20 protein-coding genes and 3 pseudogenes are annotated in these 21,828 nt (G+C 71.1%); 10 read left to right on the plus strand and 13 right to left on the minus strand.

Annotated features, from left to right (window positions below; all coding sequences use genetic code 11):
- Position 1: 1 nt before the first annotated feature.
- On the minus strand, positions 2–562 hold the full coding sequence (dut, locus tag ACFXAE_RS10935) for a dUTP diphosphatase (RefSeq protein WP_384711292.1): 561 nt from the start codon (positions 560–562) through the stop codon (positions 2–4).
- Positions 559–1,143: a PaaI family thioesterase gene (locus ACFXAE_RS10940; RefSeq protein ID WP_384711295.1), complete on the minus strand. Its 585-nt coding sequence runs from the start codon at positions 1,141–1,143 to the stop codon at positions 559–561. The genes dut and ACFXAE_RS10940 overlap by 4 nt, the downstream gene beginning before the upstream one ends.
- 58 nt (positions 1,144–1,201) lie before the next feature.
- On the opposite strand from ACFXAE_RS10940, the gene ACFXAE_RS10945 reads away from it, so the two are divergent.
- Entirely contained in the window at positions 1,202–1,672 is a 471-nt protein-coding gene (locus tag ACFXAE_RS10945) for a DUF3093 domain-containing protein (protein WP_384711298.1), read from the plus strand.
- 43 nt (positions 1,673–1,715) lie between these two features.
- Here the strand turns inward: ACFXAE_RS10945 and ACFXAE_RS10950 are convergent, their stop codons facing one another.
- The 4 genes from ACFXAE_RS10950 to ACFXAE_RS10965 form a co-directional block, all read right to left on the minus strand.
- A complete protein-coding gene (locus tag ACFXAE_RS10950) occupies positions 1,716–2,660 on the minus strand; it encodes a hypothetical protein (protein WP_384711300.1) in 945 nt (314 codons plus the stop codon).
- A gap of 13 nt (positions 2,661–2,673) precedes the next feature.
- Positions 2,674–2,970 carry a DUF4193 domain-containing protein gene (locus ACFXAE_RS10955; protein ID WP_003993510.1) on the minus strand — a complete coding sequence of 99 codons (297 nt, stop codon included), beginning with the start codon at positions 2,968–2,970 and terminating at the stop codon, positions 2,674–2,676.
- Between the two features lie 394 nt (positions 2,971–3,364).
- On the minus strand, positions 3,365–4,609 hold the full coding sequence (locus ACFXAE_RS10960) for a sensor histidine kinase (protein ID WP_384711303.1): 1,245 nt from the start codon (positions 4,607–4,609) through the stop codon (positions 3,365–3,367).
- Positions 4,610–4,615: 6 nt separating this feature from the next.
- Positions 4,616–5,269, minus strand: coding sequence for a response regulator transcription factor (locus ACFXAE_RS10965; RefSeq protein WP_007387794.1), 654 nt, complete (start codon positions 5,267–5,269; stop codon positions 4,616–4,618).
- 449 nt (positions 5,270–5,718) lie between these two features.
- Here ACFXAE_RS10965 and ACFXAE_RS10970 point away from each other — a divergent pair, with 449 nt between their 5' ends.
- Entirely contained in the window at positions 5,719–5,892 is a 174-nt protein-coding gene (locus ACFXAE_RS10970) for a hypothetical protein (RefSeq protein WP_167748545.1), read from the plus strand.
- Between the two features lie 62 nt (positions 5,893–5,954).
- On the opposite strand, the gene ACFXAE_RS10975 is transcribed toward ACFXAE_RS10970, so the two are convergent.
- Both ACFXAE_RS10975 and ACFXAE_RS10980 read right to left on the minus strand, forming a co-directional pair.
- Positions 5,955–6,770 (minus strand): inositol monophosphatase family protein, encoded by an 816-nt coding sequence (locus tag ACFXAE_RS10975; protein ID WP_384711307.1) that lies wholly within the window; start codon positions 6,768–6,770, stop codon positions 5,955–5,957.
- Between the two features lie 8 nt (positions 6,771–6,778).
- On the minus strand, positions 6,779–7,906 hold the full coding sequence (locus ACFXAE_RS10980; protein WP_384711310.1) for a ferrochelatase: 1,128 nt from the start codon (positions 7,904–7,906) through the stop codon (positions 6,779–6,781).
- A 148-nt stretch (positions 7,907–8,054) separates the two neighbouring features.
- Between ACFXAE_RS10980 and ACFXAE_RS10985 the strand changes: the two genes are divergently transcribed.
- From ACFXAE_RS10985 to sepH, 3 genes are all read left to right on the plus strand, one after another.
- A complete protein-coding gene (locus ACFXAE_RS10985) occupies positions 8,055–9,293 on the plus strand; it encodes an MFS transporter (RefSeq protein ID WP_384711459.1) in 1,239 nt (412 codons plus the stop codon).
- Positions 9,253–10,572, plus strand: a complete 1,320-nt coding sequence (locus ACFXAE_RS10990) for a D-arabinono-1,4-lactone oxidase (protein ID WP_384711313.1) — start codon at positions 9,253–9,255, stop codon at positions 10,570–10,572. Before ACFXAE_RS10985 ends, ACFXAE_RS10990 begins: the two co-directional genes overlap by 41 nt.
- Positions 10,573–10,885: 313 nt before the next feature.
- Positions 10,886–11,935, plus strand: a complete 1,050-nt coding sequence (gene sepH / locus ACFXAE_RS10995) for a septation protein SepH (RefSeq protein WP_384711316.1) — start codon at positions 10,886–10,888, stop codon at positions 11,933–11,935.
- 90 nt (positions 11,936–12,025) lie between these two features.
- Here sepH and ACFXAE_RS11000 read toward each other — a convergent pair whose 3' ends face one another.
- Positions 12,026–12,877 (minus strand): sulfurtransferase, encoded by an 852-nt coding sequence (locus tag ACFXAE_RS11000; RefSeq protein ID WP_384711319.1) that lies wholly within the window; start codon positions 12,875–12,877, stop codon positions 12,026–12,028.
- Between the two features lie 320 nt (positions 12,878–13,197).
- Between ACFXAE_RS11000 and ACFXAE_RS11005 the strand changes: the two genes are divergently transcribed.
- Positions 13,198–14,001 carry a VOC family protein gene (locus tag ACFXAE_RS11005; RefSeq protein WP_384711322.1) on the plus strand — a complete coding sequence of 268 codons (804 nt, stop codon included), beginning with the start codon at positions 13,198–13,200 and terminating at the stop codon, positions 13,999–14,001.
- A gap of 29 nt (positions 14,002–14,030) precedes the next feature.
- On the opposite strand, the gene ACFXAE_RS11010 is transcribed toward ACFXAE_RS11005, so the two are convergent.
- On the minus strand, positions 14,031–14,621 hold the full coding sequence (locus tag ACFXAE_RS11010) for a L,D-transpeptidase family protein (protein ID WP_384711325.1): 591 nt from the start codon (positions 14,619–14,621) through the stop codon (positions 14,031–14,033).
- A gap of 251 nt (positions 14,622–14,872) precedes the next feature.
- Here ACFXAE_RS11010 and ACFXAE_RS11015 point away from each other — a divergent pair, with 251 nt between their 5' ends.
- Together ACFXAE_RS11015 and ACFXAE_RS11020 are read left to right on the plus strand one after the other, a co-directional pair.
- Positions 14,873–15,850 (plus strand): helix-turn-helix domain-containing protein, encoded by a 978-nt coding sequence (locus tag ACFXAE_RS11015; protein WP_384711328.1) that lies wholly within the window; start codon positions 14,873–14,875, stop codon positions 15,848–15,850.
- A gap of 249 nt (positions 15,851–16,099) precedes the next feature.
- Positions 16,100–18,043: a pentapeptide repeat-containing protein gene (locus tag ACFXAE_RS11020; RefSeq protein WP_384711331.1), complete on the plus strand. Its 1,944-nt coding sequence runs from the start codon at positions 16,100–16,102 to the stop codon at positions 18,041–18,043.
- A 252-nt stretch (positions 18,044–18,295) separates the two neighbouring features.
- Here ACFXAE_RS11020 and ACFXAE_RS11025 read toward each other — a convergent pair.
- Positions 18,296–18,547 (minus strand): annotated as a pseudogene (locus tag ACFXAE_RS11025) (ATP-binding protein); the annotation flags it as partial.
- Positions 18,548–18,852: 305 nt separating this feature from the next.
- Between ACFXAE_RS11025 and ACFXAE_RS11030 the strand changes: the two are divergent.
- Both ACFXAE_RS11030 and ACFXAE_RS11035 read left to right on the plus strand, forming a co-directional pair.
- A pseudogene (locus ACFXAE_RS11030) lies at positions 18,853–19,797 on the plus strand (helix-turn-helix domain-containing protein).
- Positions 19,794–20,048: a DUF397 domain-containing protein gene (locus ACFXAE_RS11035; protein WP_384711333.1), complete on the plus strand. Its 255-nt coding sequence runs from the start codon at positions 19,794–19,796 to the stop codon at positions 20,046–20,048. Before ACFXAE_RS11030 ends, ACFXAE_RS11035 begins: the two are co-directional and overlap by 4 nt.
- 287 nt (positions 20,049–20,335) lie before the next feature.
- Here the strand turns inward: ACFXAE_RS11035 and ACFXAE_RS11040 are convergent, their stop codons facing one another.
- Both ACFXAE_RS11040 and ACFXAE_RS11045 read right to left on the minus strand, forming a co-directional pair.
- The gene (locus ACFXAE_RS11040) at positions 20,336–20,641 is read right to left on the minus strand and encodes a hypothetical protein (RefSeq protein ID WP_384711336.1); all 306 of its coding nucleotides are present in this window, start codon (positions 20,639–20,641) and stop codon (positions 20,336–20,338) included.
- A 458-nt stretch (positions 20,642–21,099) separates the two neighbouring features.
- Positions 21,100–21,639: pseudogene (locus tag ACFXAE_RS11045) on the minus strand (VWA-like domain-containing protein); the annotation flags it as partial.
- Positions 21,640–21,828 lie beyond the last annotated feature (189 nt).

A 21,828-nucleotide genomic window follows, 5' to 3' on the forward strand; every position in this document is an offset into this window, starting at 1 on the left:
GTCACTGTCCTTCCCGGTCGGATACGACCGAAGCGTATCGATTCCCACCCGCTGTGCCGCCGACGGCGGCCTGACCGCTTGTGCCGTTCTCGCCCTCCACCGAGGCGTGCCCGCCGGTGGACCCGAAGCCCCCCTCGGCCCGCGCCGAGCCGGGAAGCTCCGCCACCGGTACGAAGCGGACCCTCTCGACCTGCTGGACGACCAGTTGGGCAATCCGGTCGAAGCGCTCGAACCGCACGGTCTCGCGCGGGTCGAGATTCACCACGATCACCTTGATCTCCCCACGGTACCCGGCATCAACCGTCCCCGGGGCATTCACCAGGGCGACGCCGCAGCGGGCGGCAAGACCGGATCGCGGGTGCACGAAGGCCGCGTACCCGTCGGGCAGCGCCACAGACACCCCCGTGGGCAGCACGGCCCGCTCTCCGGGAGCCAGTTCGCGGGCCTCGGTGGTCCGCAGATCGGCCCCCGCGTCCCCCGGGTGCTCGTACGCCGGAAGCGGCACGTCGGGGTCGACGCGCCTGATCAGCACCTCGAGTGCGCCGGATCGGGGCCCGCTCACGGGTTCACCTCGAAGGCACGGGCGCGGCGGACCTGGTCGGGGTCCTCCATGGCGGCCCGGATCTCCTCCTGGCGGCCGTGGTCGACGAAGTGGTCGACCTTGACCTCGATGAACAGGGCGTCGGCGCGGACCGCGACCGGCCCGTCGGGGCCGCCGATGTGTCCGGTGGCGGTGCAGTAGATCTTCCGCCCGGCCACCGCCGTCACCTCGGCCCGAAGGTGCAGCACGGTGCCGACCGGCACGGGCCGGACGAAGTCGGTCTCCAGCCTGCCGGTCACCGCGATGGTGCGCAGCAGCCAGTTGAGCGAGCCGAGCGTCTCGTCCAGGGCGGTGGCGAGCACCCCGCCGTGCGCGAGTCCCGGGGCGCCCTGGTGGGCGGGCTGCACGGTGAACTCGGCGGTGATCGACACGCCTTCGCCGGCGCGGGCCTCGAGGTGCAGCCCGTGGGGCTGTTCGCCGCCACAGCCGAAACACCGGCCGTAGTGCGCGCCCAGGAGCTCGCCGGGTGCGGGGGCGTCCGGGTGGCGCACGGGGGTCACGGCGTCGGCCGGGGGCTGAAGAGCTGCGGAAGTACCACTCACAGCCGCAGACCTTACCCGCGCGTGAGTCCGGGCCCGACACCGTGCCAAGCTTGGATTCATGCAGCTCTCGGCCTCCCCGTACGAAGAACGCCTCACCGCCCCCCGCTCCTGGTGGCTGCTCTCCTTCCTGGCGGGGGTCTCCCTGGCGCTGATCCTGCTGCCGTTCGGCACGCTGCCGATGCTCGGCGGCCTGGCCGGCGGCACCGCCGCGGCGGCCGTGGTGGCCAGTTCGTACGGCTCGGTGCGCATCCGGGTCGTGGGCGGCCATCTGATCGCGGGCGAGGCGAAGATCCCGGTGTCGGCGCTGGGCGAGGCGGAGATCCTGGACGCCGACGAGGCCCGGGCCTGGCGCACCCACAAGGCCGACCCGCGCTGCTTCATGCTGTTGCGGGCGTACATTCCGGGCGCGCTGCGCGTGGACGTCACCGACCCCGAGGACCCGACCCCCTACGTCTTCCTGTCGACACGCGAGCCTCAGCGGCTGGCGCGGGCGCTGCGGGCGGCGAAGGACGCGGCGGACGCCGCGTAGCGGCGGTACGGGGAACACGCGGGCGGGACGCCACCCGGAGGACTCACGGGGCCTGGTGCCCGTCACCCTTCCCCGGGTGGCCGCCGAGCTCCTTGAGGGCGTCCTCGGGGAGGGCGTCGTCGGGGCGCTCCAGGGCGGGGAGGGCCGGCAGCGCGTCCCAGGGCACCTGGATTCTGCGCAGGTCGTCCCGGATGCGTGCGGCGAGCTTTCTGGTGTCCCTGCGGTTCATGGCGGCGCCCACGGCGGCTCCCACCAGGAACGGCATCAGGTTCGGCAGGTTGCGGACCGTGCGCTTCATGATCCGCTGGCGCAGTTCGCGCTTCATGCGGCTGTTCAGCGCCGCGCTCACGGTCGAGGGTTTGGTGGCCTCGACCCCGCGCTCCTCCGACCAGGAGTTGAGATACACGGTGCTGCGCCGGCCGAGGGTGCCGGCCGGCCGTACGCCGTAGACCTCGTGGAGTTCGGCGATCAGCTTCAGTTCGATCGCGGCGACGCCGGTGATCTCGGCGGCCAGCTCCGCCGGCATCGCGGGCGGTACGGGCATCATGGCCGCCGCGCCGACCCCGGCCCCGACCGTCGCCGTGGCCTTCGCGGCGCCCGCCACGAGTCTGTCCGCGAGCTCCTCGGGGCCGAGGCCGGGGAACTGCCGGCGCAGCGTCCCGAGGTCGCGTACGGGCACCCGCGGGGCGATCTCGATGATCCGGTCCGCGAGATGCGCCAGTCCCGCACGGGCGCGGGCACCGCCCTTGCGGGCGCCTTCCCTGGCCTTCTCACGGATCACGGCGGCCCGCCGGTGCGCCGCCGGCGCGGTGACCTCCAGGGATGCCGGGAGGTCACCCCGACCGACTGCCGCTTCGAGCGAGGCCGCCCCGGTACCGGTTGAGCCCCGCTCTTGGTCACGCGTGTCGTGCTGCGGGCCCCCCTGGGGCCCCGGGTCCGCTCCCCTCTTGAAGAAGCGGCGCTTCCGCGGAGGGGTCGAGCCAGTCACGGCCGACCCCGCCTCAGTCGCAGTCGCGGCAGATCGGCTGGCCGTTCTTCTCGCGGGCCAGCTGGCTGCGGTGATGGACCAGGAAGCAGCTCATGCAGGTGAACTCGTCCTGCTGCTTGGGCAGGACCCGGACGGCCAGCTCCTCGTTCGAGAGGTCCGCTCCGGGCAGTTCCAGGCCCTCGGCGGCCTCGAACTCGTCGACGTCCACGGCCGAGGCCGACTTGTCGTTCCGCCGGGCCTTCAGCTCTTCGAGACTGTCCGAGTCGACGTCGTCGTCGGTCTTGCGTGGAGTGTCGTAGTCGGTTGCCATTGGTCGCTCTCCCCCTCTGGGTGTATGCGGTGTCTCCAGCGCACGTAACGCGTGAGAGGCCGGACTTGTGCCCGACCTGAGGCGGAGATTTTGCCTCACATCAAGGTCTGTTACTCAATCGACACCCAACCGGACTCCTCATGAGTGATCGGCTTGGATGGCGATGGGGACCGTACACGGTCCGAATGTCGCACTTCAAAGGCGCCTCACCGTGTACTTCCCGTGATCAAGCCCCTCGAAAACCGGGATTTTCCCGACTTTTGAGGGGATACATGATCACGGAGAGTGGGCAGCCGGGGAATCGCTCTTGTGATCGATCACACATGGAATCACCGGAGAGGTGCCCCGAAAATTCCGCTCAAAGCGAACACCTCGTCGTGTCGGCGGCATCATCTCAGATCGGCAGGGTGACACGCATCACGAGCCCGCCCCCCTCGCGCGGTTGTGCGTAAATGTGTCCGCCGTGCGCCCGGGCGACCGATCGCACGATGGACAGACCGAGTCCGACGCCCTTGTCGCTGCCCGTGCGCTCGGTACGCAGCCGCCGGAACGGCTCGAAGAGATTGTCGATCTCGTACGCGGGTACCACCGGGCCCGTGTTCGACACCACCAGGACCGCCTGTCCGTGCTCCACGTCGGTGGCGACCTCGACCCAGCCCTCCCCGGACACGTTGTACCGCACGGCGTTCTGCAGCAGGTTCAGCGCGATCCGCTCCAGCAGCACACCGTTGCCCTGGACGACCGCGGGCCGGCGCGTGCCGCGGATCTCCACGCCCTTGGCCTCCGCCTCGCCGTGCACCTGGTCGATGGCCTGGGTGGCGACCTCGGCGAGGTCCACGGGTTTGCGCTCGACGATCTGGTTGTCGCTGCGGGCGAGCAGCAGCAGGCCCTCCACGAGCTGTTCGCTGCGCTCGTTGGTGGACAGCAGCGTCCTGCCCAGCTGCTGGAGCTCCACCGGAGCATGGGGATCGGAGAGGTGCACCTCCAGCAGGGTGCGGTTGATCGCCAGCGGGGTGCGCAGCTCGTGCGAGGCGTTGCCCACGAAGCGCTGCTGGGCGGTGAACGCCCGCTGGAGCCGCTCCAGCATGTCGTCGAAGGTGTCGGCCAGCTCCTTCAGCTCGTCGTCCGGGCCGTCCAGCTCGATCCGGCGGGACAGGTCCGAGCCGGCCACCGCGCGGGCGGTGCGGGTGATCCGGCCCAGCGGCGACAGGACCCGGCCGGCCATGGCGTAGCCGAAGGCGAAGGCGATGACGGCGAGGCCCAGCAGGGCCAGCAGGGAGCGGCTGAGCAGGTTGTCCAGGGCGACCTGGCGCTGGTGGTCGATGCACTCACTGATCCGGGCGTTGAACTCGGACAGCTCCAGGTTGCCGTTGGCGATGCCCGGACAGTCGTTGCTGGAGACCTTCAGGCCGTTGAAGTCGACGATCTTGAACAAGGGCTGGCTGCCGGTGCGCAGGGCCTGGGCGGCGAGCAGGTAGATGATCGACAGCAGCAGGATGCCTGCGATCAGGAACATGCCGCCGTACAGCAGCGTGAGCCGTATGCGGATGGTGGGACGCAGCCACGGCAGCGGGGTGGCCGAGCGGGGGTCCCAGGTGGGTTTGGGGGGCGCCGTGGGGGGCGCGGGTGTGGCGGCCATCAGTCATCAGATCCGGTATCCGGAGCCGGGCACGGTCACGATGACCGGCGGCTCCCCCAGCTTGCGGCGCAGGGTCATCACGGTCACCCGCACCACGTTGGTGAACGGGTCCGTGTTCTCGTCCCAGGCCTTCTCCAGCAGCTGCTCCGCGGAGACGACCGCGCCCTCGCTGCGCATGAGCACCTCCAGGACGGCGAACTCCTTCGGCGCGAGCTGCACCTCCTTGCCGTCGCGGAAGACCTCGCGGCGGTTGGGGTCGAGCTTGATCCCGGCACGCTCCAGGACGGGCGGCAGCGGCACGCTCGTACGCCGCCCGAGGGCGCGCACGCGCGCGATGAGCTCGCTGAACGCGAAGGGCTTGGGCAGATAGTCGTCGGCGCCGATCTCCAGGCCCTCGACACGGTCGCTGACGTCGCCGGACGCCGTGAGCATCAGCACGCGCGTGGGCATGCCGAGCTCGACGATCCTGCGGCAGACGTCGTCGCCGTGCACGAGCGGGAGGTCGCGGTCGAGGACGACCACGTCGTAGTCGTTGACGCCGATGCGCTCCAGGGCGGCCGCACCGTCGTACACGACGTCGACGGCCATGGCCTCCCGGCGCAGTCCGGTGGCCACCGCATCGGCGAGCAGCTGCTCGTCCTCGACGACGAGTACGCGCACGTCGCTTGTCCTTCCTCATGTCCCGCCCTTGGTCGGACAGCGCCTTGAGGGCGCACTCGGGCAGGGGTACGGGTGGGTGTGTTGACCTCCATCCTGCCCTTTTCGGCCGTAAGTCGGCTGTAAGGCGGAGTGAGGGGGCGGTGGCGGGCAGGCGCGGGACCGGGGAACATCCGGGCGAACGGGGTGGGAATACGAGAATTTCTCGCGCGGTTAGGTTTCCCCGGAAGAGAGCTTGGGGAGGACGGGTTTTACATCCCGCGATCACGCTCTGCACGTACCGCACCACCATGCGGTACGTATCAGTCCGCTTCCGCAGAGCGGGCGTGGATGTCCGGCACCGTCGCCGCCCGGCCGAGCGGCGCTGGGCATCCGCCTCGGACGTGATCATCCCTTCCGAACGGCACACCCCCGTGCCACCGACCCACCGACCCAGGACGAGGGGGCGCAGCATGGACGCATTCACCGCAGGACTTCTGCAGCGCATAAAGGCGACCGAGTCCGATCTGTCGCGGGCCCGTGACGACGGCGACGACTTCCTCGTCGACGTGGAACAGGGCGAACTCGACGACCTGCGCCGCCTCGCCGCCGAGCACGGCGTGGAGGTCGGCGCGTACAGCGTCTGACCGGCTCGCGCAGAACGGGCCCCGGCGAATCCAGCGCCGGGGCCCGTTCGTGTCCGTGTGCCTCAGTCGTGCCAGGCGCCGTGGTCCTCCAGCAGCCGCTGGAGCGGCTCGAAGACGCCCGGGGTCGCGGCGACCGTGAGGTCCCAGGACGGACGGTCCCCGGGGCGGCCGCCGGTCAGGGCGCCCGCCTCGCGGGCGATCAGGTCACCGGCTGCCATGTCCCAGGGGTGCAGCCCGCGCTCGTAGTAGCCGTCGAGGCGCCCCGCGGCGAGGTCGCACAGGTCGATCGCGGCCGAGCCGCCGCGCCGGATGTCCCGCAGCAGGGGGATCAGCCGCTGTGCCACGTCGGCCTGGTGGGTGCGGACCTCGGCGACGTAGTTGAAACCGGTCGACACCAGGGCCTGGTCCAGGGGCGGCGAGGGACGGCAGGTCAGCCGCCGCTCGCCCGTCCAGGCACCGGTGGCCCAGGCGCCGCCGCCGCGTACCGCGTGGTACGCCTCGCCCCGCATGGGGGCCGTGACCGCCCCGGCCACGGTCTCGCCGTCCTGCTCGGCGGCGATGGAGACGGCCCAGGTGGGCAGGCCGTACAGATAGTTGACCGTGCCGTCGAGCGGGTCGATCACCCAGCGGATGCCGCTGCTGCCCTCGGTGGAGGCGCCCTCCTCGCCGAGGAAGCCGTCCTCCGGGCGGCGCTCGGCGATCAGCGTGGTGATCAGCTTCTCGGCCGCGATGTCCATCTCGGTGACGACGTCGATCGGGCTGGACTTGGTCGCGGCGACCGCGAGGTCGGCCGGGCGCCCGTCGCGCAGCAGCTCACCCGCGCGGCGGGCCGCCTCCCGGGCGAGCTCCAGCAGTTCCGTGTGCAGGGGGTCGGTCACGGCGCTCCTCATGCGTAGGGACTGTCGGCGCCCGCGGCGGCGGGGCGCGGGGCGCGGGCCGGGCAGCAGCCCACCGGGCAGAGGTCGTGGCTCGCGCCGAGCGCGCCCAGGGCGCACGGCGCGACGTCCTGCCCGCGTTCGGCGGCGGCGCGTTCCACGATCAGCTCACGGATCGCGGCGGCGAACCGCGGGTCGGCGCCGACGGTCGCCGAACGGCGTACCGGAAGGCCCAGCTCCGCCGCCTTGGCCGTGGCCTCGGTGTCGAGGTCGTAGATGACCTCCATGTGGTCGGAGACGAAGCCGATGGGGGCCATGACCACGGCCGGGACCCCGGCCGCGTGCCGCTCCTCGAGGTGGTCGCAGATGTCGGGCTCCAGCCAGGGGATGTGCGGGGCGCCGGAACGGGACTGGTAGACGAGCTGCCAGGGGTGGTCGACGCCGGTGCGCTCGCGGACGGCGTCGGCGATCAGCCGGGCCACGTCCAGGTGCTGCCGGACGTACGCGCCGCCGTCGCCGTGCTCCTCGGCCGGGCCGGAGGTGTCGGCGGCGGAGGTGGGGATCGAGTGGGTGCAGAAGGCGATGTGCGCGCCGTCCCGGACGTCCTCGGGGAGGTCGTCGAGCGACCGCACGACCCCGTCGATCATGGGCTCGACGAAGCCGGGGTGGTTGAAGTAGTGCCGCAGCTTGTCGATCCTCGGCGGCTCCAGCCCCTCCTGCTCCAGGGTCGCGAGGGCGTCGGCGAGGTTCTCGCGGTACTGGCGGCAGCCCGAGTAGGAGGCGTAGGCGCTGGTGGCCAGGACGAGGATGCGGCGGCGGCCGCCCTGGACCATCTCGCGCAGGGTGTCGGTGAGGTAGGGCGCCCAGTTGCGGTTGCCCCAGTGGACCGGCAGGTCCAGGCCGTGCTCGGCGAAGTCCCCCCGCAGCGCGTCGAGCAGGGCGCGGTTCTGGTCGTTGATGGGGCTGACCCCGCCGAAGAGGAAGTAGTGCTGCCCGACTTCCTTCAGGCGTTCCTTGGGGATGCCGCGCCCGCGCGTCACGTTCTCCAGGAACGGGACCACGTCGTCCGGGCCTTCGGGACCACCGAAAGAGAGCAGGAGCAGGGCGTCGTAAGGGCTGGCATCGAGCACGTCTGGCATGTCTCGATCCTGCCACCCGACGCTGACAGCCGGGACGGGGCGGGGGGTTCCACCGGCTACGACGCGGGATTTCCGGGTGCGTCGGGGTGACCTGACCCGTAAGCTGTATCGGTTGCGGTCGCACCTTACTGAGATGTTCGGAGAACCCGTGCCCAGCCCGTACCGTGCCCTGTTCGCCGCACCCGGCAGCAGGGCCTTCTCCGCCGCGGGATTCCTCGGCCGGATGCCGCTGTCCATGATGGGCATCGGCGTGGTGACGATGATTTCCCAGCTCACCGGGAGGTACGGGCTGGCCGGCGCGCTGTCGGCGACCATCGCGCTGGCCGCCGCCGTGGCGGGCCCGCAGGTCTCGCGTCTGGTGGACCGGTACGGGCAGCGGCGGGTGCTGCGCCCCGCGACGCTGGTCTCGCTCACCGCGGCGGCGGTGCTGCTGTTCGCCGCGCACTACGAGTGGCCGGAATGGGTGCTGTTCGTCGCGTGTGTCGGCATCGGCTGCGTGCCGAGCGTCGGCTCGATGATCCGGGCCCGCTGGGCCGCCCTGTACCGGGGCACCCCGAAGCTGCACACCGCGTACTCGTTCGAGTCCGTGGTGGACGAGATGTGCTTCATCTTCGGGCCGATCATCTCCATCGGGCTGTCCACGGCCTGGTTCCCGGAGGCCGGCCCGCTGCTCGCGGCCTGCTTCCTGGCGGCCGGCGTCTTCTGGCTCACCGCGCAGCGCGCCACCGAGCCCGAGCCGCACCCGCGCGAGCACCGGCGCGGCGGCACGGCGCTGCGCGCCCCGGGCCTTCAGGTCCTGGCCGCGACGTTCGTGGCGACGGGGGCGATCTTCGGTGCCGTGGACGTGGTCACCGTGGCGTTCGCCGAGGAGGAGGGGCACAAGGCCACCGCGAGTGTGGTGCTCGCCGTGTACGCGCTGGGCTCCTGCGTCGCGGGCGTCGTGTTCGGGCTGCTGCACTTCGCGGGGGCGCCGGAACGGCGCTGGCTCCTGGGTGTGTGCGCCATGGCCGTGAGTATGATCCCACTCCTACTGGTCGGGAACCTGCCGTTTCTGGCCGTGGCGCTGTTCGTTGCGGGTCTGTCCATCGCTCCGACGATGATCACGACGATGTCCCTCATCGAAGAGCACGTACCACGCGCGCAGCTCACCGAGGGCATGACCTGGGTGAGCACCGGGCTCGCGGTCGGGGTCGCACTCGGCTCCTCCGCGGCCGGCTGGGTGATCGACACGGCCGGGGCGCGTGCCGGGTACGGGGTTCCGGCGGTGGCCGGCGCCGTCGCGGTCGCGGTCGGTTTCCTCGGGTACCGTCGGCTCAAGCGGCCGGCTCCGGGTCGGGGAGGCTCCGTTGGGCAGCACAGCGAGCGCGAGGAACGGCACGTGGCGTAACTGGGGCGGCAATGTCTCCGTCCGCCCCGCGCGGGAGACCACGCCCGCCTCCGTCGACGAGCTGGCCGCCGCCGTGCGGCGGGCCGCCGAGGACGGCATGCCGGTGAAGGCGGTCGGCACCGGGCACTCCTTCACCTCCATAGCCTCCACCGACGGCCTGCTGATCCGCCCCGGGCTGCTGACGGGCATACGGCACGTCGACCGCGCGGCCGGCACGGTCACGGTGGAGGCCGGCACCCCGCTCAGGAGACTGAACGTGGCCCTCGCGCGGGAGGGTCTGTCGCTGGCCAACATGGGCGACATCATGGAGCAGACGGTCGCCGGGGCCACCAGTACGGGCACCCACGGCACGGGCCGCGACTCGGCCTCCGTGGCCGCCCAGATCCGGGGCCTGGAGCTGGTCACCGCCGACGGTTCGGTGCTCACCTGCTCCGAGCGGGAGAACCCCGACGTCTTCGCCGCCGCCCGGATCGGGCTCGGCGCCCTCGGCGTCGTCACCGCGATCACCTTCGCCGTGGAGCCGGTCTTCCTGCTCACGGCCCGCGAGGAACCGATGCCCTTCGACCGGGTCTGCGCCGAGTTCGACCAACTTCACGCCGAGAACGAGCACTTCGAGTTCTACTGGTTCCCGCACACCGGCAGCACCAACACCAAGCGCAACAACCGCAGCGCGGGCCCGGAGCGGCCGGTACCGCGGCTCAAGGGCTGGTTCGAGGACGAGTTCCTCTCCAACGGGGTGTTCCAGGCGGCCAACTGGGTCGGCCGCGCGGTCCCCGCGAGCGTTCCGGCCCTCGCGCGGATCTCCAGCAAGGCACTGTCCGCGCGGACGTACACCGACATCCCGTACAAGGTGTTCACCTCGCCGCGCCGGGTGCGCTTCGTGGAGATGGAGTACGCCGTTCCGCGCACGGCCCTGGTGGAGACGCTGCGGGAGCTGAAGGCGATGGTCGACCGCTCGCCGCTGCGGGTCAGCTTCCCCGTGGAGGTGCGCACCGCGCCGGCCGACGACATCACGCTGTCCACCGCGTCCGGCCGGGACAGCGCCTACATCGCCGTCCACATGTTCAGGGGCACTCCCCACCAGAGGTATTTCACCGCGGCCGAGCGCATCTTCACCGCGCACGAGGGGCGGCCCCACTGGGGGAAGATCCACACGCGGGACGCGGAGTACCTCTCCCGGGTGTATCCGCGCTTCGAGGAGTTCACGGCGCTCCGGGACCGGCTCGACCCGGAACGCCGCTTCCGGAACGACTACTTGCGGAGGGTCCTGGGGTCGTAGAGGATTCGTTGCGCGGCGTGCCAATCCACGCAGGTGGCCCAAATGGAGTACTGTTGCGAGCCCTGGGTCCGCTGTCCCGGCAGGGTGCTCGGGACCTTGAGGACCGCCGGGAGGGGACTAGTTGCACAGGGTGAGGCAGTTGGTCACTTAGCGTTGCGAATAAGTAACCGTGCCATAACGGCGTTCCAGGGCCCGCGCCCGACACGCCGGGCAACTCGGCAAGGTTGTGGCAGGCTGCACCCGGGCAGGCCACACTCGACTAGCGGAAGCAGCGACGCACGTGACGTCGGCAGGCACCACCCGGGAGGTCCCCATGCCGGAACTGCGTGTCGTGGCCGTCTCGAATGACGGCACACGGCTGGTGTTGAAGGCTGCGGACAGCACGGAGTACACGCTTCCGATCGACGAACGGCTCCGCGCCGCCGTGCGGGGCGACCGTCCCCGCCTCGGCCAGATCGAGATCGAGGTGGAGAGCCATCTCCGCCCCCGCGACATCCAGGCGCGTATAAGGGCCGGCGCGACCGCGGAAGAGGTCGCGCAGATGGCCGGCATCCCCGTGGACCGCGTACGCCGCTTCGAGGGCCCGGTCCTCGCCGAGCGCGCGTTCATGGCCGAGCGGGCCCGCAAGACCCCGGTCCGCCGCCCCGGCGAGAACTCCGGCCCTCCGCTCGGCGAGGCGGTACAGGAGCGACTGCTGCTGCGCGGCGCCGACAAGGACACCGTCCAGTGGGACTCCTGGCGCCGTGACGACGGCACCTGGGAAGTGCTGCTGGTCTACCGGGTCGCGGGCGAGCCGCACTCGGCGAGCTGGACGTACGACCCGCCCCGGCGGCTCGTCCAGGCCGTCGACGACGAGGCGCGCTCGCTGATCGGCGAGTCCGACGACCTCGCCGCGCCCGAGCCCAGCTTCCCGTTCGTGCCGCGCATCGCCCGGCTGCCGCGGGACCGCCCGCTCGACCGTCCCGTCGACCGCGAGCGGCCGAGCCTGCCCGCGCAGGCGTCCGAGCCCGACGAGGAGTCCCTGACGGCCACGGCGTCGGGTGAACGGGACTCGCTGACCAGCCTGCTGGAGGCGGTGCCGAGCTTCCGGGGCGACCTGGTGGTGCCGGAGCGCACGCCCGAGACCGCTCCCGAGGAGCCGGACGCCGAGCCCGAGGCGGAGGAGCCGCCGGCCCCCGCGGCCTCGGCCGGGTCCGCGTACGCGGATGTCCTCATGCCGCGTTCCGTCACCAGCCACCGGGACCGGCTCATCGGCTCGACCGACCGTCAGGCCGAGGCGGACGGCGTCCGTCCGGGCCGCCGCGCGGCGGTGCCGAGCTGGGACGAGATCGTGTTCGGGACGCGGCGGAAGAAGCAGGAGTAGCCCGGTCGGGCGATCCGTGACCGCGTCCGGTTGACGCAGTGAGGGCGCTCCCCGCATGGCGAGCGCCCTCACACACGTCCGGGCTCCGGTCTACTGCGGGTCCGGGCCCACCGCGACCGGCCGCCCGGGGTCGGACGACCACTCCGACCAGGAACCGACGTACAGCGCCGCCGGGATGCCCGCGACCGCCAGCGCCAGTACCTCGTGCGCGCCGGAGACACCCGAGCCGCAGTACACACCGACCGGTGAACCCCGCGACACGCCCAGTTCCTTGAAGCGGGCGCTCAGTTCGTCCGCGGGCAGGAAGCGGCCGTCGGCGCCGACGTTCTCCGTCGTGGGCGCCGAGACCGCGCCGGGAATGTGCCCGCCCACCCGGTCGATCGGCTCCACCTCACCGCGGTACCGCTCCCCCGCGCGGGCGTCCAGCAACACCCCCGAACGCGCCAGCGCCGCCGCACCGTCGGCGTCGAGCAGCCCGGCCGCCCCCGGCACCGGTACGAAGTCCCCCTCGGCCGGCTGCGGCACCGACGTCTCCAACGGCCCCTCCCAGGACGGCAACCCGCCGTCGAGGACTCGCACGTCCGGGTGACCCGTCCAGCGCAGCAGCCACCACGCGCGGGCGGCACCCCAGCCCATGCCCCCGTCGTACACGACCACCGGCGTCCCGGACGACACGCCCGCCCGCCGCATCGCGGCGCCGAACACCGCGAGGTCCGGCAGCGGATGGCGTCCGTGACCGCCCGGCGCGGACGCCAGTTCCTCGTCGAGGTCGACGAAGACGGCGCCGGGAAGATGCCCGGCCTCGTACGCGGCCCGCCCGTCGAACGGCGGCTCACCGGCCGCCGCGGCCACACTGAGCTGCCAGCGGACGTCGAGCAGCACCGGCGGGTTGGCGCCCGCCGACGCGCCCGCGAGTTCGGATGCGGAGATGATGGCGTTCATGGCCACCATCCTCGCGCACGGGGTGGCCGATCCGTCCACGTCCGGCTACTCTGCTCGGCCGGGCGGCTCCGATCACAAGGCGTACCGGATCGGGCACATGCTGTACAACCGATCGACACCCGTCGGCAAGCGCGCCGAAGGGGACGAGGACCCGCGCGTCGGGCATCCTCCGGGAACAAGGCCCGCGCGGAAGCGCGCACCGGCACGGACCGCGCCGGTGCCCCGATCGGCACGGGGATCACCCGCGGATCGCACACGATGCGACCCCGCCGGGTCGAGGAGAGCACGGCCACCGCGCGACGGCCGAGAAGAGAGTGACGATGACCGATCCACGGGGGAACGCCCGCCCGAACGGCGAGGCGCCCACCCGGCACACACCCGGCACACCCTGCTGGGTGAGCCTGATGGTGCACGGCCTGGAGGCGACCGAGGAGTTCTACGGGGCGCTGTTCGGCTGGGAGTTCCGCCCCGGCCCCCAGCAGCTCGGCCCCTATGTGCGTGCCCTGCTCGACGGGCGTGAGGTGGCCGGCATCGGCGTGCTGCCGCCGGACCGTGATCTGCCGGTCGCCTGGACGCCCTACTTCGCCTCGGACGACGTGGACCTGACGGCGGACGTGGTGCGGTCGTGCGGCGGCACTGTCGGGGTGGGCCCGCTGGACGCCGCCGACGCCGGCCGGCTGGCGATCGGCTCCGACCCTCACGGTGCCGTCTTCGGCGTCTGGCAGGCGGCCGCGAGCCCGGGCACCGCCGTCACCGGTGTGCCCGGCACGCCCGCCTGGAACGAACTGACGACCTTCGAGTCGGCCCATACCGCCAAGTTCTACGAGACCGTGTTCGGCTACGACGAGGAACCGGCTGTCTCCGCCGACCCCGACCACGTCACCCTGCGCCTGGACGGCCGCCCGGTGGTCGGCATCCACGGCGTGGGCAACGCCCTTCCCCGGGACCGGGGCCCGCACTGGACGACGTACTTCACCGTGCGGGACACCGAGGACGCCGTGCACCGGGTCCTCCGCCTGGGCGGCCGGGTCCTCGCACCGGCCCGCGACGGGGACCACGGCAGGGTCGCCCTGGTGACGGGCCCGGAGGGCGCACGTTTCGCCGTGCTGGAGAGCCCGCGCTGACGCGCGGACTCCCGCCTGCCGCCGGCGACTTACTTGACGACGTACAGCGTCTTCGGCCAGCCGTAGCGCTTGGCCTTGGCGAAGAGGTCCTTGATGTCGGCCGGCTTCAGCTTGACGCAGCCGTTGGAGTAGTAGTCGCGCGTGCCGTCCCAGCGCTCGGACTCGATGGTGCCCTGCTTGCCGTTCGGCTTCATCTCGCTGTGCACGAACAGCTCCGTGCGCTTGGTGCCCTTGCTGCACTTCTTGTCGGACAGCTTGATGACGTAGCCGTTGATGATGCCGTCGAAGTTCGTGCGGTGGAACTCGATCTTGTACTTGCCGTTCTTCGTGTTGGTTCCGGGCAGCCACCCCTTGCTGACGGCGCACTCGTTCTGGCTGCCGTTGCCGGAGCCGGCGCGGTACTTGGCGACGACCTTGTCCTTGGCGTTGGCGATGCTCTTCATCAGGTAGAGCTTGGAGTTGATCGGGTTGGACGTGTTCTTCTTGAAGTACAGGTAGTAGCTGCCGCCCGCCGCGTGGGCGTCCGGGGCGGTCGCGGTCGTGGTGACGGCCAGACCTCCGACCAGGGCGGTGGTGAGGGCGAGCGGGGCGATCCGGGTGCGCAGAGCGTGCGTGAGCATGGGACAACTCCTTCTGTCATGGAGGGGGTTCGGTGACGGCTCCGCGTCCGGTCCACCCCCGTGGGTCCGGAACGCGTCGACAGCACCGGAGTCTTGGCGGGCGGATCCTGTCCGGCAAGGACTTGAGGTGTCCGGGACAGGAAGAAGACTGTCCGGCCTGGTCAACGGCTCCTTCGGACAGTGAAGTTGGGCTGGCCGATCCACGCCGGACAAGAGTTGCCTACCGTGACGGGGGTGATGAGAATGACGGCATGGTGGTCTCGGAGGGCGTGAATCCCGCGGATGCGCGAACGGCACGCGAGTACGTCGCCCTGTTGCGGGAGCTGAAGGAGCACAGCGGGCTGACCTACCGCCAGTTGGAGCAGCGGGCCGCCGAGCGCGACGAGGTGCTGGCGCGCAGCACCCTGGCCGACGTCCTGCGGCGGGACGCGCTGCCGCGCGCGGAGGTGGTCGCGGCGCTGGTCCGGGCGTGCGGTGCCGGGCGGGACGTGCCGGAGTGGCTGGCGGCCAGGGAGCGGCTGGCGGCCGGGGAGGCCTCTGCGGCCGAGGGGACGGTTCGGGAACCGGAACCCCCGGACGGGTCGCCGGAGCCGGCCGGCACCGGTCGCGGCAGAACCGCGCTGACCGCCGCGGTCGCCTCCCTCGGCACGGTGGCGCTGCTCGCCGTCGGCGCGACGGTGCTGTTCGGGCAGGACGACGGGACACCCACCGGCGGTGCGGCGCGCGAGGGCGCGACCACGAAACCGGCGGTCGCCCCCGGCCCGCCCGCCGGCTTCTCACGCGTCCGCCCGGCGCGCGCACCCGAGCTGTGCCTGACCGACGGGGACGTCCGCGCGGACGGCTCCGGGGAATCCAAGCTGCTCGCGGTGCAGCGGCCCTGCGCGGAGGCCGTTCCTCCGCGCGTGGACCTCCAGCGGGCGGACGACGGCCTCTACCAGATCCTGTTCCACCACCCGGTGCACGGCCCCGGCTGTCTCACCGTCCTGAACGACGCAGCGTTCAAGGGCACGCTCGAACCCTGGACCGACTGCCGGGCGGGCGGCGAATCCCAGTGGTTCCGCATCGAGCGGGCCGACGGCACGGACGGGTGGCGGTTGCGGCCGGCGCGGGACGGCGGGCTGTGCGTGGGCATTCGCGGGGGTGCGGAGGAGGCAGGAGCGGCGGTCGCGGTGGAACAGTGCGCGGAAGGGGACGCCGACGATCAGGTGTTCCTGATCGGACGGGAATGACGGGACGGCCGGGCATCGGCGCGGGGAGCACGGAGACCGCTTGGCGTTCCTCGGCGGTGATGCTGTCCGTTCCGGCCAGCCAGTGGTCGATCCCGGTGGCCCACACGGAGTCGTCGGAAACGATGACCGCCACGGAAGCGCAGGGGAGGATTTCAGGAGCGCACGATCCACCCCAGCGTTTCCTTCGGTAGGTACAGCGGCCCGGCAGCGGCGGGAAACCGTCCGACCGCGCGTGATCGTCCTTCGGACATGACGCATCCCAGCCCCGCACCGTCCACGTCTCCGCCCGATTGGCCGCACTGTGGCCACGGCGCCGACCCGGAGGACCCGGTCGGTTGCCATGGCATCCACGTCCCCGGTCACACCGCGTGCCTCGCTCACCTGGCCGACGCCGACCGCGACGCCTACCTGGCCGGTCTGACCCCCGGCGTCGGCATCGACCACCGCGGCACCTCCTTCACCGAATCCCTTCTCGACTCGCTTCTCGACGCCCTCCGCGACCCCGCCACCGGACATCCCCGCCTCGGTTCCGCACGGTTCGATGCGGCGACCTTCCAGGGCGTCGCGCGATTCGAGTCGGCGACCTTCCAGGGCGTCGCCGGGTTCGAGGAGGCCACCTTCCAAGGCGTCGCCGGGTTTGTGTCGGCGACCTTCCAGGGCGTCGCCGGGTTCGAGGAGGCCACCTTCCAGGACGACGCCCGGTTCGAGGAGGCCACGTTTCAGAGGGAGGCTTGGTTCAAGTCTGCGGCCTTCGGGCACGTCGCCTGGTTCGAGACGGCGACCTTCCAGAGCACCGCCCGGTTCAATTCAGCGACCTTTCAGGGGGACGTCTGGTTCGAGACGGCCGCCTTCGGGCACGTCGCCCGATTCGGCTCGGCAACCTTTCAAGGCGTCGCCCGGTTCCGTACTACGACCTTCCGGGGGGACGCCTGGTTCGAGAGGGCGATCTTCTCGGGCGACGTCCTGTTCGCCTCGGCGACCTTCCAGGGGAACGCCTGGTTCGAGTCGGCCACGTTTCAGCGCGACACCCGGTTCGAGTCGGTGATTTTTCAGGGAGACGCGTGGTTCGAACAGGCGGCTTTCCAGCAGTCGGTCAGCCTTGGTCCACTGGTGTGCGCCGGGCGGGTGAAGTTGTCCGGAGCGGTGTTCAGCTGCCCGGCGACCCTCTCGTTCGCCGCCCGTCGCCTGGAGTGCCGACGGACCCGCTGGTCGTCGACGGCCGAGTTGGGTCTGCGCTATGCCACAGTGGACTTCGCCCACGCCGTCTTCGAGTACCCCCTCACGATCGCCGCGGAGGCCGACCCCTTCGTGCTTCCCGACGGACAGCCTGTGGCAGAACAGGCTCTTGCCCACGCACCCGACACCGCGGTGCGGATCGCCTCGCTGCGTGGGGTGGACGCCGCCCATCTGGTTCTCGCCGACGTCGACCTGTCGGAGTGCCTGTTCACCGGGACCGTCCACCTGGACCAGCTGCGGCTGGAGGGCGCCTGCTCCTTCGACACGGTCCTGTCCCGCACGCACTGGCGGCGTCGACGCCCGGTGCGGTTCACCCAGCGACGTACCCTCGCCGAAGAACACCACTGGCGCGCGCGTCGGCCGAGAGCCGTTCGGGGTTGGAATCCAGCGGTGCTCGGCGCCGGGCACGCCGGGCCGGCGCAGCTGGCGCCGGTGTACCGAGCACTCCGCAAGGCGTTCGAGGACGGCAAGAACGAACCGGGGGCGGCGGACTTCTACTACGGCGAGATGGAGATGCGCCGCCACGACCGCACCGGCACCCCCCGTGCCGAACGCGGACTGCTGCACGGCTACTGGATACTGTCCGGCTACGGACTGCGCGCCTCCCGCGCCCTGGGCTGGCTCGCTGCCGCCATGCTCGTCACCATCGTGCTGCTGATGGGCTTCGGACTCCCCCAGAACTCCCTGAAGCAGCAAGCGACCGGCACCGTGCCGCCCGGCGGGGGCAAGGTCACCTTCGAGATCGACGAGGCCGACCCGCGGAATCCCACCGGAAACAGGTTCACCGGCAAGCGCTTCGAGAAGGCCCTGAACGTCACGCTCAACTCCGTGGTGTTCCGCTCCAGCGGACAGGACCTGACCACCGCCGGCACCTACATCGAGATGGCCTCCCGCGTGGCAGAGCCCGTCCTGCTGGGCCTGGCGGTCCTGGCCGTCCGCAACCGTGTCAAACGGTGACCGTGCGCTGCGGCGGCAAGAGGTCCGCAGGACACGGACCACTGGAACACCACAGCATCCGGTGCACCCAAACCGCCCTGAGGACTCCAATGCCCGGTTCGCAGTCGCGCCCGCTGCGGTCTTCCGTACGACCCGACGCTCATCCCGGTGGCCACGGGGGTACTCCCGGACCGCCGGAAAGGCGTATTCCGCCCAAACGGTCTTGCCCGGGCCGTCCGGGCGCGGGTGCCGGCCCCGGCGGGTCGCGAGCTGCGTCACGAGGAGCAGTCCGCGGCCGGTGCCGTCGGCCTCCTCCGGGGCGGTGGGGCGGCGAGGGTGGCGTTCGGTCCGGGTGTCGGTGACCTCGACGCGCACGGTGCGGCCGTCGGAAGTGGTGTGGAGGCGGAGGTGGAAGTCCCGGCCGGGGACGTGACCGTGGTTCACGGCGTTGGCGGTGAGCTCGGCGACGATCAGCACGATCACGTCGTGCGGGTCGGTGCCGTACGGGATGCCCCACGCGTCCAGCCGGACGGCCGCGAGGCGGCGGGCGAGACGGGCTCCGCGCGGTGTGGAGGTGAAGCGCGTCTCCGAAGGCGGGGCCCGGCGGCGAGGGTGCCTTCAAGGGGGTGCGGAGAGTGGCGGGTTGGGTGGTGTCAGTGGGATTGACGGGTTTCGTCGTCACGCCCCTCACGGTCCCGTCGGTCGCGTGGCGTGAGCAGTGGTGACACAGCGACAGGGGGCGGCTGTACCCGTGTTGCACGCGCGTGTCGGAACCGCGCGCCGTGACGGCGTCCCTTACGGAGGCGTTGAGCGAAAGGGGCGGTGGTGACATGACTGAGCGCAAGGGTGCGGAGGCCGGGGTCGAGGCGGTTCCCGGGGAGCGTGAGAACGGCGGCGACGCGGGAGCGGCGGTCGTGAGTCTCGGGGACGGGTGGGAGAACGACGACGGGGCCGGGCGGCGGCCCGAGGACGAGGCGGGGCGAGGTGTCGTCGTCGCGTTCGGGCAGACGATGAAGACGCTGCGCGTGCGGGAGGGGCTGGAACGCGAGGAGTTCGGGCGGCGGCTCGGGTATTCGGCGTCCACCGTTGCGTCGTTCGAGCAGGGGCGGCGGATTCCGACGCCCCGGACGATCGAGCGGGCGGATGAGGTGTTGGGGCGGGTGGGTTGCTGTGCCTGTGGAAGGAGCAGGTGGAGCGGGCTCAGTATCCGGTGTTCTTTCAGGGGATGGCGGTGTTGGAGAAGGAGGCCGTTGAGCTGGTCGCCTACGACACCCTGATGGTCAAGGGGCTGCTTCAGACGGAGGAGTACATGAGGGCGCTGCTCGCCATGAGGCGGCCTCCCTTGGACGAGGAGACCGTCGAGCAGCGAGTGACGGCACGCTTGGCCCGGCGGGACGCCTTCGATCGTCGCCCCGCCCCGCCCCGCTACTGAGCTTCGTACTCGACGAGGCGATCCTGCGGCGCCCTTACGGGGGCAAGCGCGTGCTGCGCGGGCAGTTGGAGCACCTACTGCTGATCGGACAGAGGCGCAATGTCGAGATCCAGGTCATGCCGGTCGACCGCGAGGACGATGCCGGTGTGAACGGGCCGTTCACGGTCGTCACGCGCAAGGACGGCAAGAAGTTCGTGTACGCCGAGGCACAGGGGGCGGCTCTCTGCAGACCGACCCCGAGCAAGGGGTTCTGGCCGCCGCCCGCCATGGGATTGTCCGATCGCAGGCTCTCAGTCCGCGAGAGTCACCGGAGCTCATCGAAGGGGTGCTGGGATCACTATGAACAACGCCGAGTCCTCGACCGTCGCCTCCGGCCTGGCCTGGTTCAAGAGCAGCTACAGCGGAACCGAGGGCGGTGATTGTGTAGAGGTCGCGCCTGCTACGGCAGTTGTGCACGTCCGGGACTCGAAGGCTGAGGCCGGTCCCATGCTCACGGTCTCCCGTGAGGCCTGGACGGGTTTCGTCGGGCCGGCCTTTCGGAGCGGCGCGTCTGACGCTCGTACGGGCTCGGGAGCATTGCCGGTCCCTGCCTGAGACGCTGCCGTCGTATCCGGTGGTCCGGACCCGCAGGACCGGACCACCGGGCGGATGCCGTTGGCGAATCCGTCCCTGTTCGGTGATTGGAGCGTTTCTCCCAACGTGACGCCGCCTACACGGTGTTTCGCTGGAGAAACGCTCCAATCATGTTGCCGGTACAGGTGTCCGGCGGCCGTCCGACGGATTCGCCAACAACATCTACCTGCCGGATCCGGCCAACGGCTCGTTCCTGTCGGGTGGCAGAGCTCTCACGTAGGTGCGTGGATCCGCCCCTTCCTTCCGGGTCAGTTGTGGAAACCGTGAAGATCAGGAAACGCGGCATCGTGGTTATCCGGATAAGCCACGCGCCGTTCGGCGAACGTCACCGGTGCACGCTCGGCGCGCCGCGATCTCGTCCCCGCAGGATCGCGGGGCCTGCGTGGGGCCGGGTGCTGGTGCGGGATCGAACCAGGAAAAACTTCCATGATCTCTTCGCGGATTTCAGCTTGTTCCTGCGCCGCCTTACGGTCGCGCAACTCCTTTAGCAGGCGCTCGGTTTCGGCAGCAACCCGCTCACGTCGCGTCACTTCTTTTCTGGCCTCATCAGCCACTCCCTGCTGCTCATCGATTTGCGAGCGCTTGCACCGGGGCAGAAAGTGCTTGACCTCATACCACTCGACTTCAGAGTCATCCCTCTTGTCAAGGTAAACATTGGCGCCTCGGGCTGCGAGCTTCTCCGCACGCTCACATGCTCGATAGAAGTTCCATGCATATTCGGTGGAGGATCGTCTCCTGGAATACCAATGGGCCGTGATCAAATACCTTGGTGGCTTGGGACGCTTACTCAAGTAGACCCCCCAGGAAAAGTTGGGACGCGCGAGGTTGCACCAGGCAATGTTGCAGGTACTTACGACTCAAGCCCAGGCAGGGCCGATACGTTCTCAGGTTCCAAGATCGAGTACTTGGAGTGCGCAGTCGGTTCGTTGCCGACAGCACGGGTGAACGGTGCATCGCGTGCGGCAAGTATGTCCCGTGGGGAACTCGTCCGCGGAGGCCCGCAGTCGCGCCGTCAGGCGGTGACCCGTACCGTCTCCGCCCAACTCGGGGGTTGCGGTGCCTCGGGTCCGATCAGGGCGGCGATGAGGCGGCAGGACGGCGTTTCGGCGGGCCAGGTCGTGTATCCGTCGGTGAGGACGATGACGATCGAGGGGCGGTCGCGGGCCGCGAGGGCCGCTTCGATGCCGACGCGCATGTCCGTGCCGCCCCCGCCGCCGAGGGTGATCTGCTCGGTGGCCGTCCCCCGGGACACGGCGTGCACGTCGGCGTCGCAGGCGAGGACGGTGACGCGGTTGCCGCGCACGCCGACCTCGCGCAGGACGCCCGTGACCTCCCCCAGGGCGGCGGCGAGTTCCGCGTCGCCCATCGAGCCCGAGGTGTCGACGACGGCCACCCGGGGCAGCGGACGGCGCAGGCTGGGCAGGACGACGCCGCGCGGCGCCGGGGTGCGGCGCGACGGGCGGCGGTAGGTGCAGTCGACGGCCCCGGCGGCCCACGCGGCGGCTTCCCGGACCGCGCCCGACAGCGCCTGCCGCCAGTCCACGGTGGGTTCTCGAAGCGCTGGCCGGCATCAGGCACAGAACCGCACCCCGCCCCCCTCGTCCACGCAGGCCGCGAGCCGCCCGTTGCTCTCGGCCTCGGTCCCTGCGCCGCCGACCATTCGCACCACTGGCCGTCCAGTCCGATGGGCGGGCTTCTGGCCATGTGAGGAGCACCATCGGGAGACCGGGGGCGTGGGCCT

The organism is Streptomyces sp. NPDC059454 (assembly GCF_042749965.1).
GTDB lineage: Bacteria > Actinomycetota > Actinomycetes > Streptomycetales > Streptomycetaceae > Streptomyces.

Excerpts from the sequence above, each read along its gene's own strand:
- ACFXAE_RS10970 (WP_167748545.1), top strand. The coding sequence starts at position 5,719 with ATGGACGCATTCACCGCAGGACTTCTGCAGCGCATAAAGGCGACCGAG.
- ACFXAE_RS10955 (WP_003993510.1), bottom strand. The coding sequence starts at position 2,970 with ATGGCAACCGACTACGACACTCCACGCAAGACCGACGACGACGTCGAC.
- ACFXAE_RS10960 (WP_384711303.1), bottom strand. The coding sequence starts at position 4,609 with ATGGCCGCCACACCCGCGCCCCCCACGGCGCCCCCCAAACCCACCTGG.
- ACFXAE_RS11015 (WP_384711328.1), top strand. The coding sequence starts at position 14,873 with ATGGTGGTCTCGGAGGGCGTGAATCCCGCGGATGCGCGAACGGCACGC.
- sepH (WP_384711316.1), top strand. The coding sequence starts at position 10,886 with ATGCCGGAACTGCGTGTCGTGGCCGTCTCGAATGACGGCACACGGCTG.
- ACFXAE_RS11000 (WP_384711319.1), bottom strand. The coding sequence starts at position 12,877 with ATGAACGCCATCATCTCCGCATCCGAACTCGCGGGCGCGTCGGCGGGC.
- ACFXAE_RS11005 (WP_384711322.1), top strand. The coding sequence starts at position 13,198 with ATGACCGATCCACGGGGGAACGCCCGCCCGAACGGCGAGGCGCCCACC.
- ACFXAE_RS11020 (WP_384711331.1), top strand. The coding sequence starts at position 16,100 with ATGACGCATCCCAGCCCCGCACCGTCCACGTCTCCGCCCGATTGGCCG.
- ACFXAE_RS11010 (WP_384711325.1), bottom strand. The coding sequence starts at position 14,621 with ATGCTCACGCACGCTCTGCGCACCCGGATCGCCCCGCTCGCCCTCACC.
- ACFXAE_RS10945 (WP_384711298.1), top strand. The coding sequence starts at position 1,202 with ATGCAGCTCTCGGCCTCCCCGTACGAAGAACGCCTCACCGCCCCCCGC.
- ACFXAE_RS10980 (WP_384711310.1), bottom strand. The coding sequence starts at position 7,906 with ATGCCAGACGTGCTCGATGCCAGCCCTTACGACGCCCTGCTCCTGCTC.
- ACFXAE_RS11035 (WP_384711333.1), top strand. The coding sequence starts at position 19,794 with ATGAACAACGCCGAGTCCTCGACCGTCGCCTCCGGCCTGGCCTGGTTC.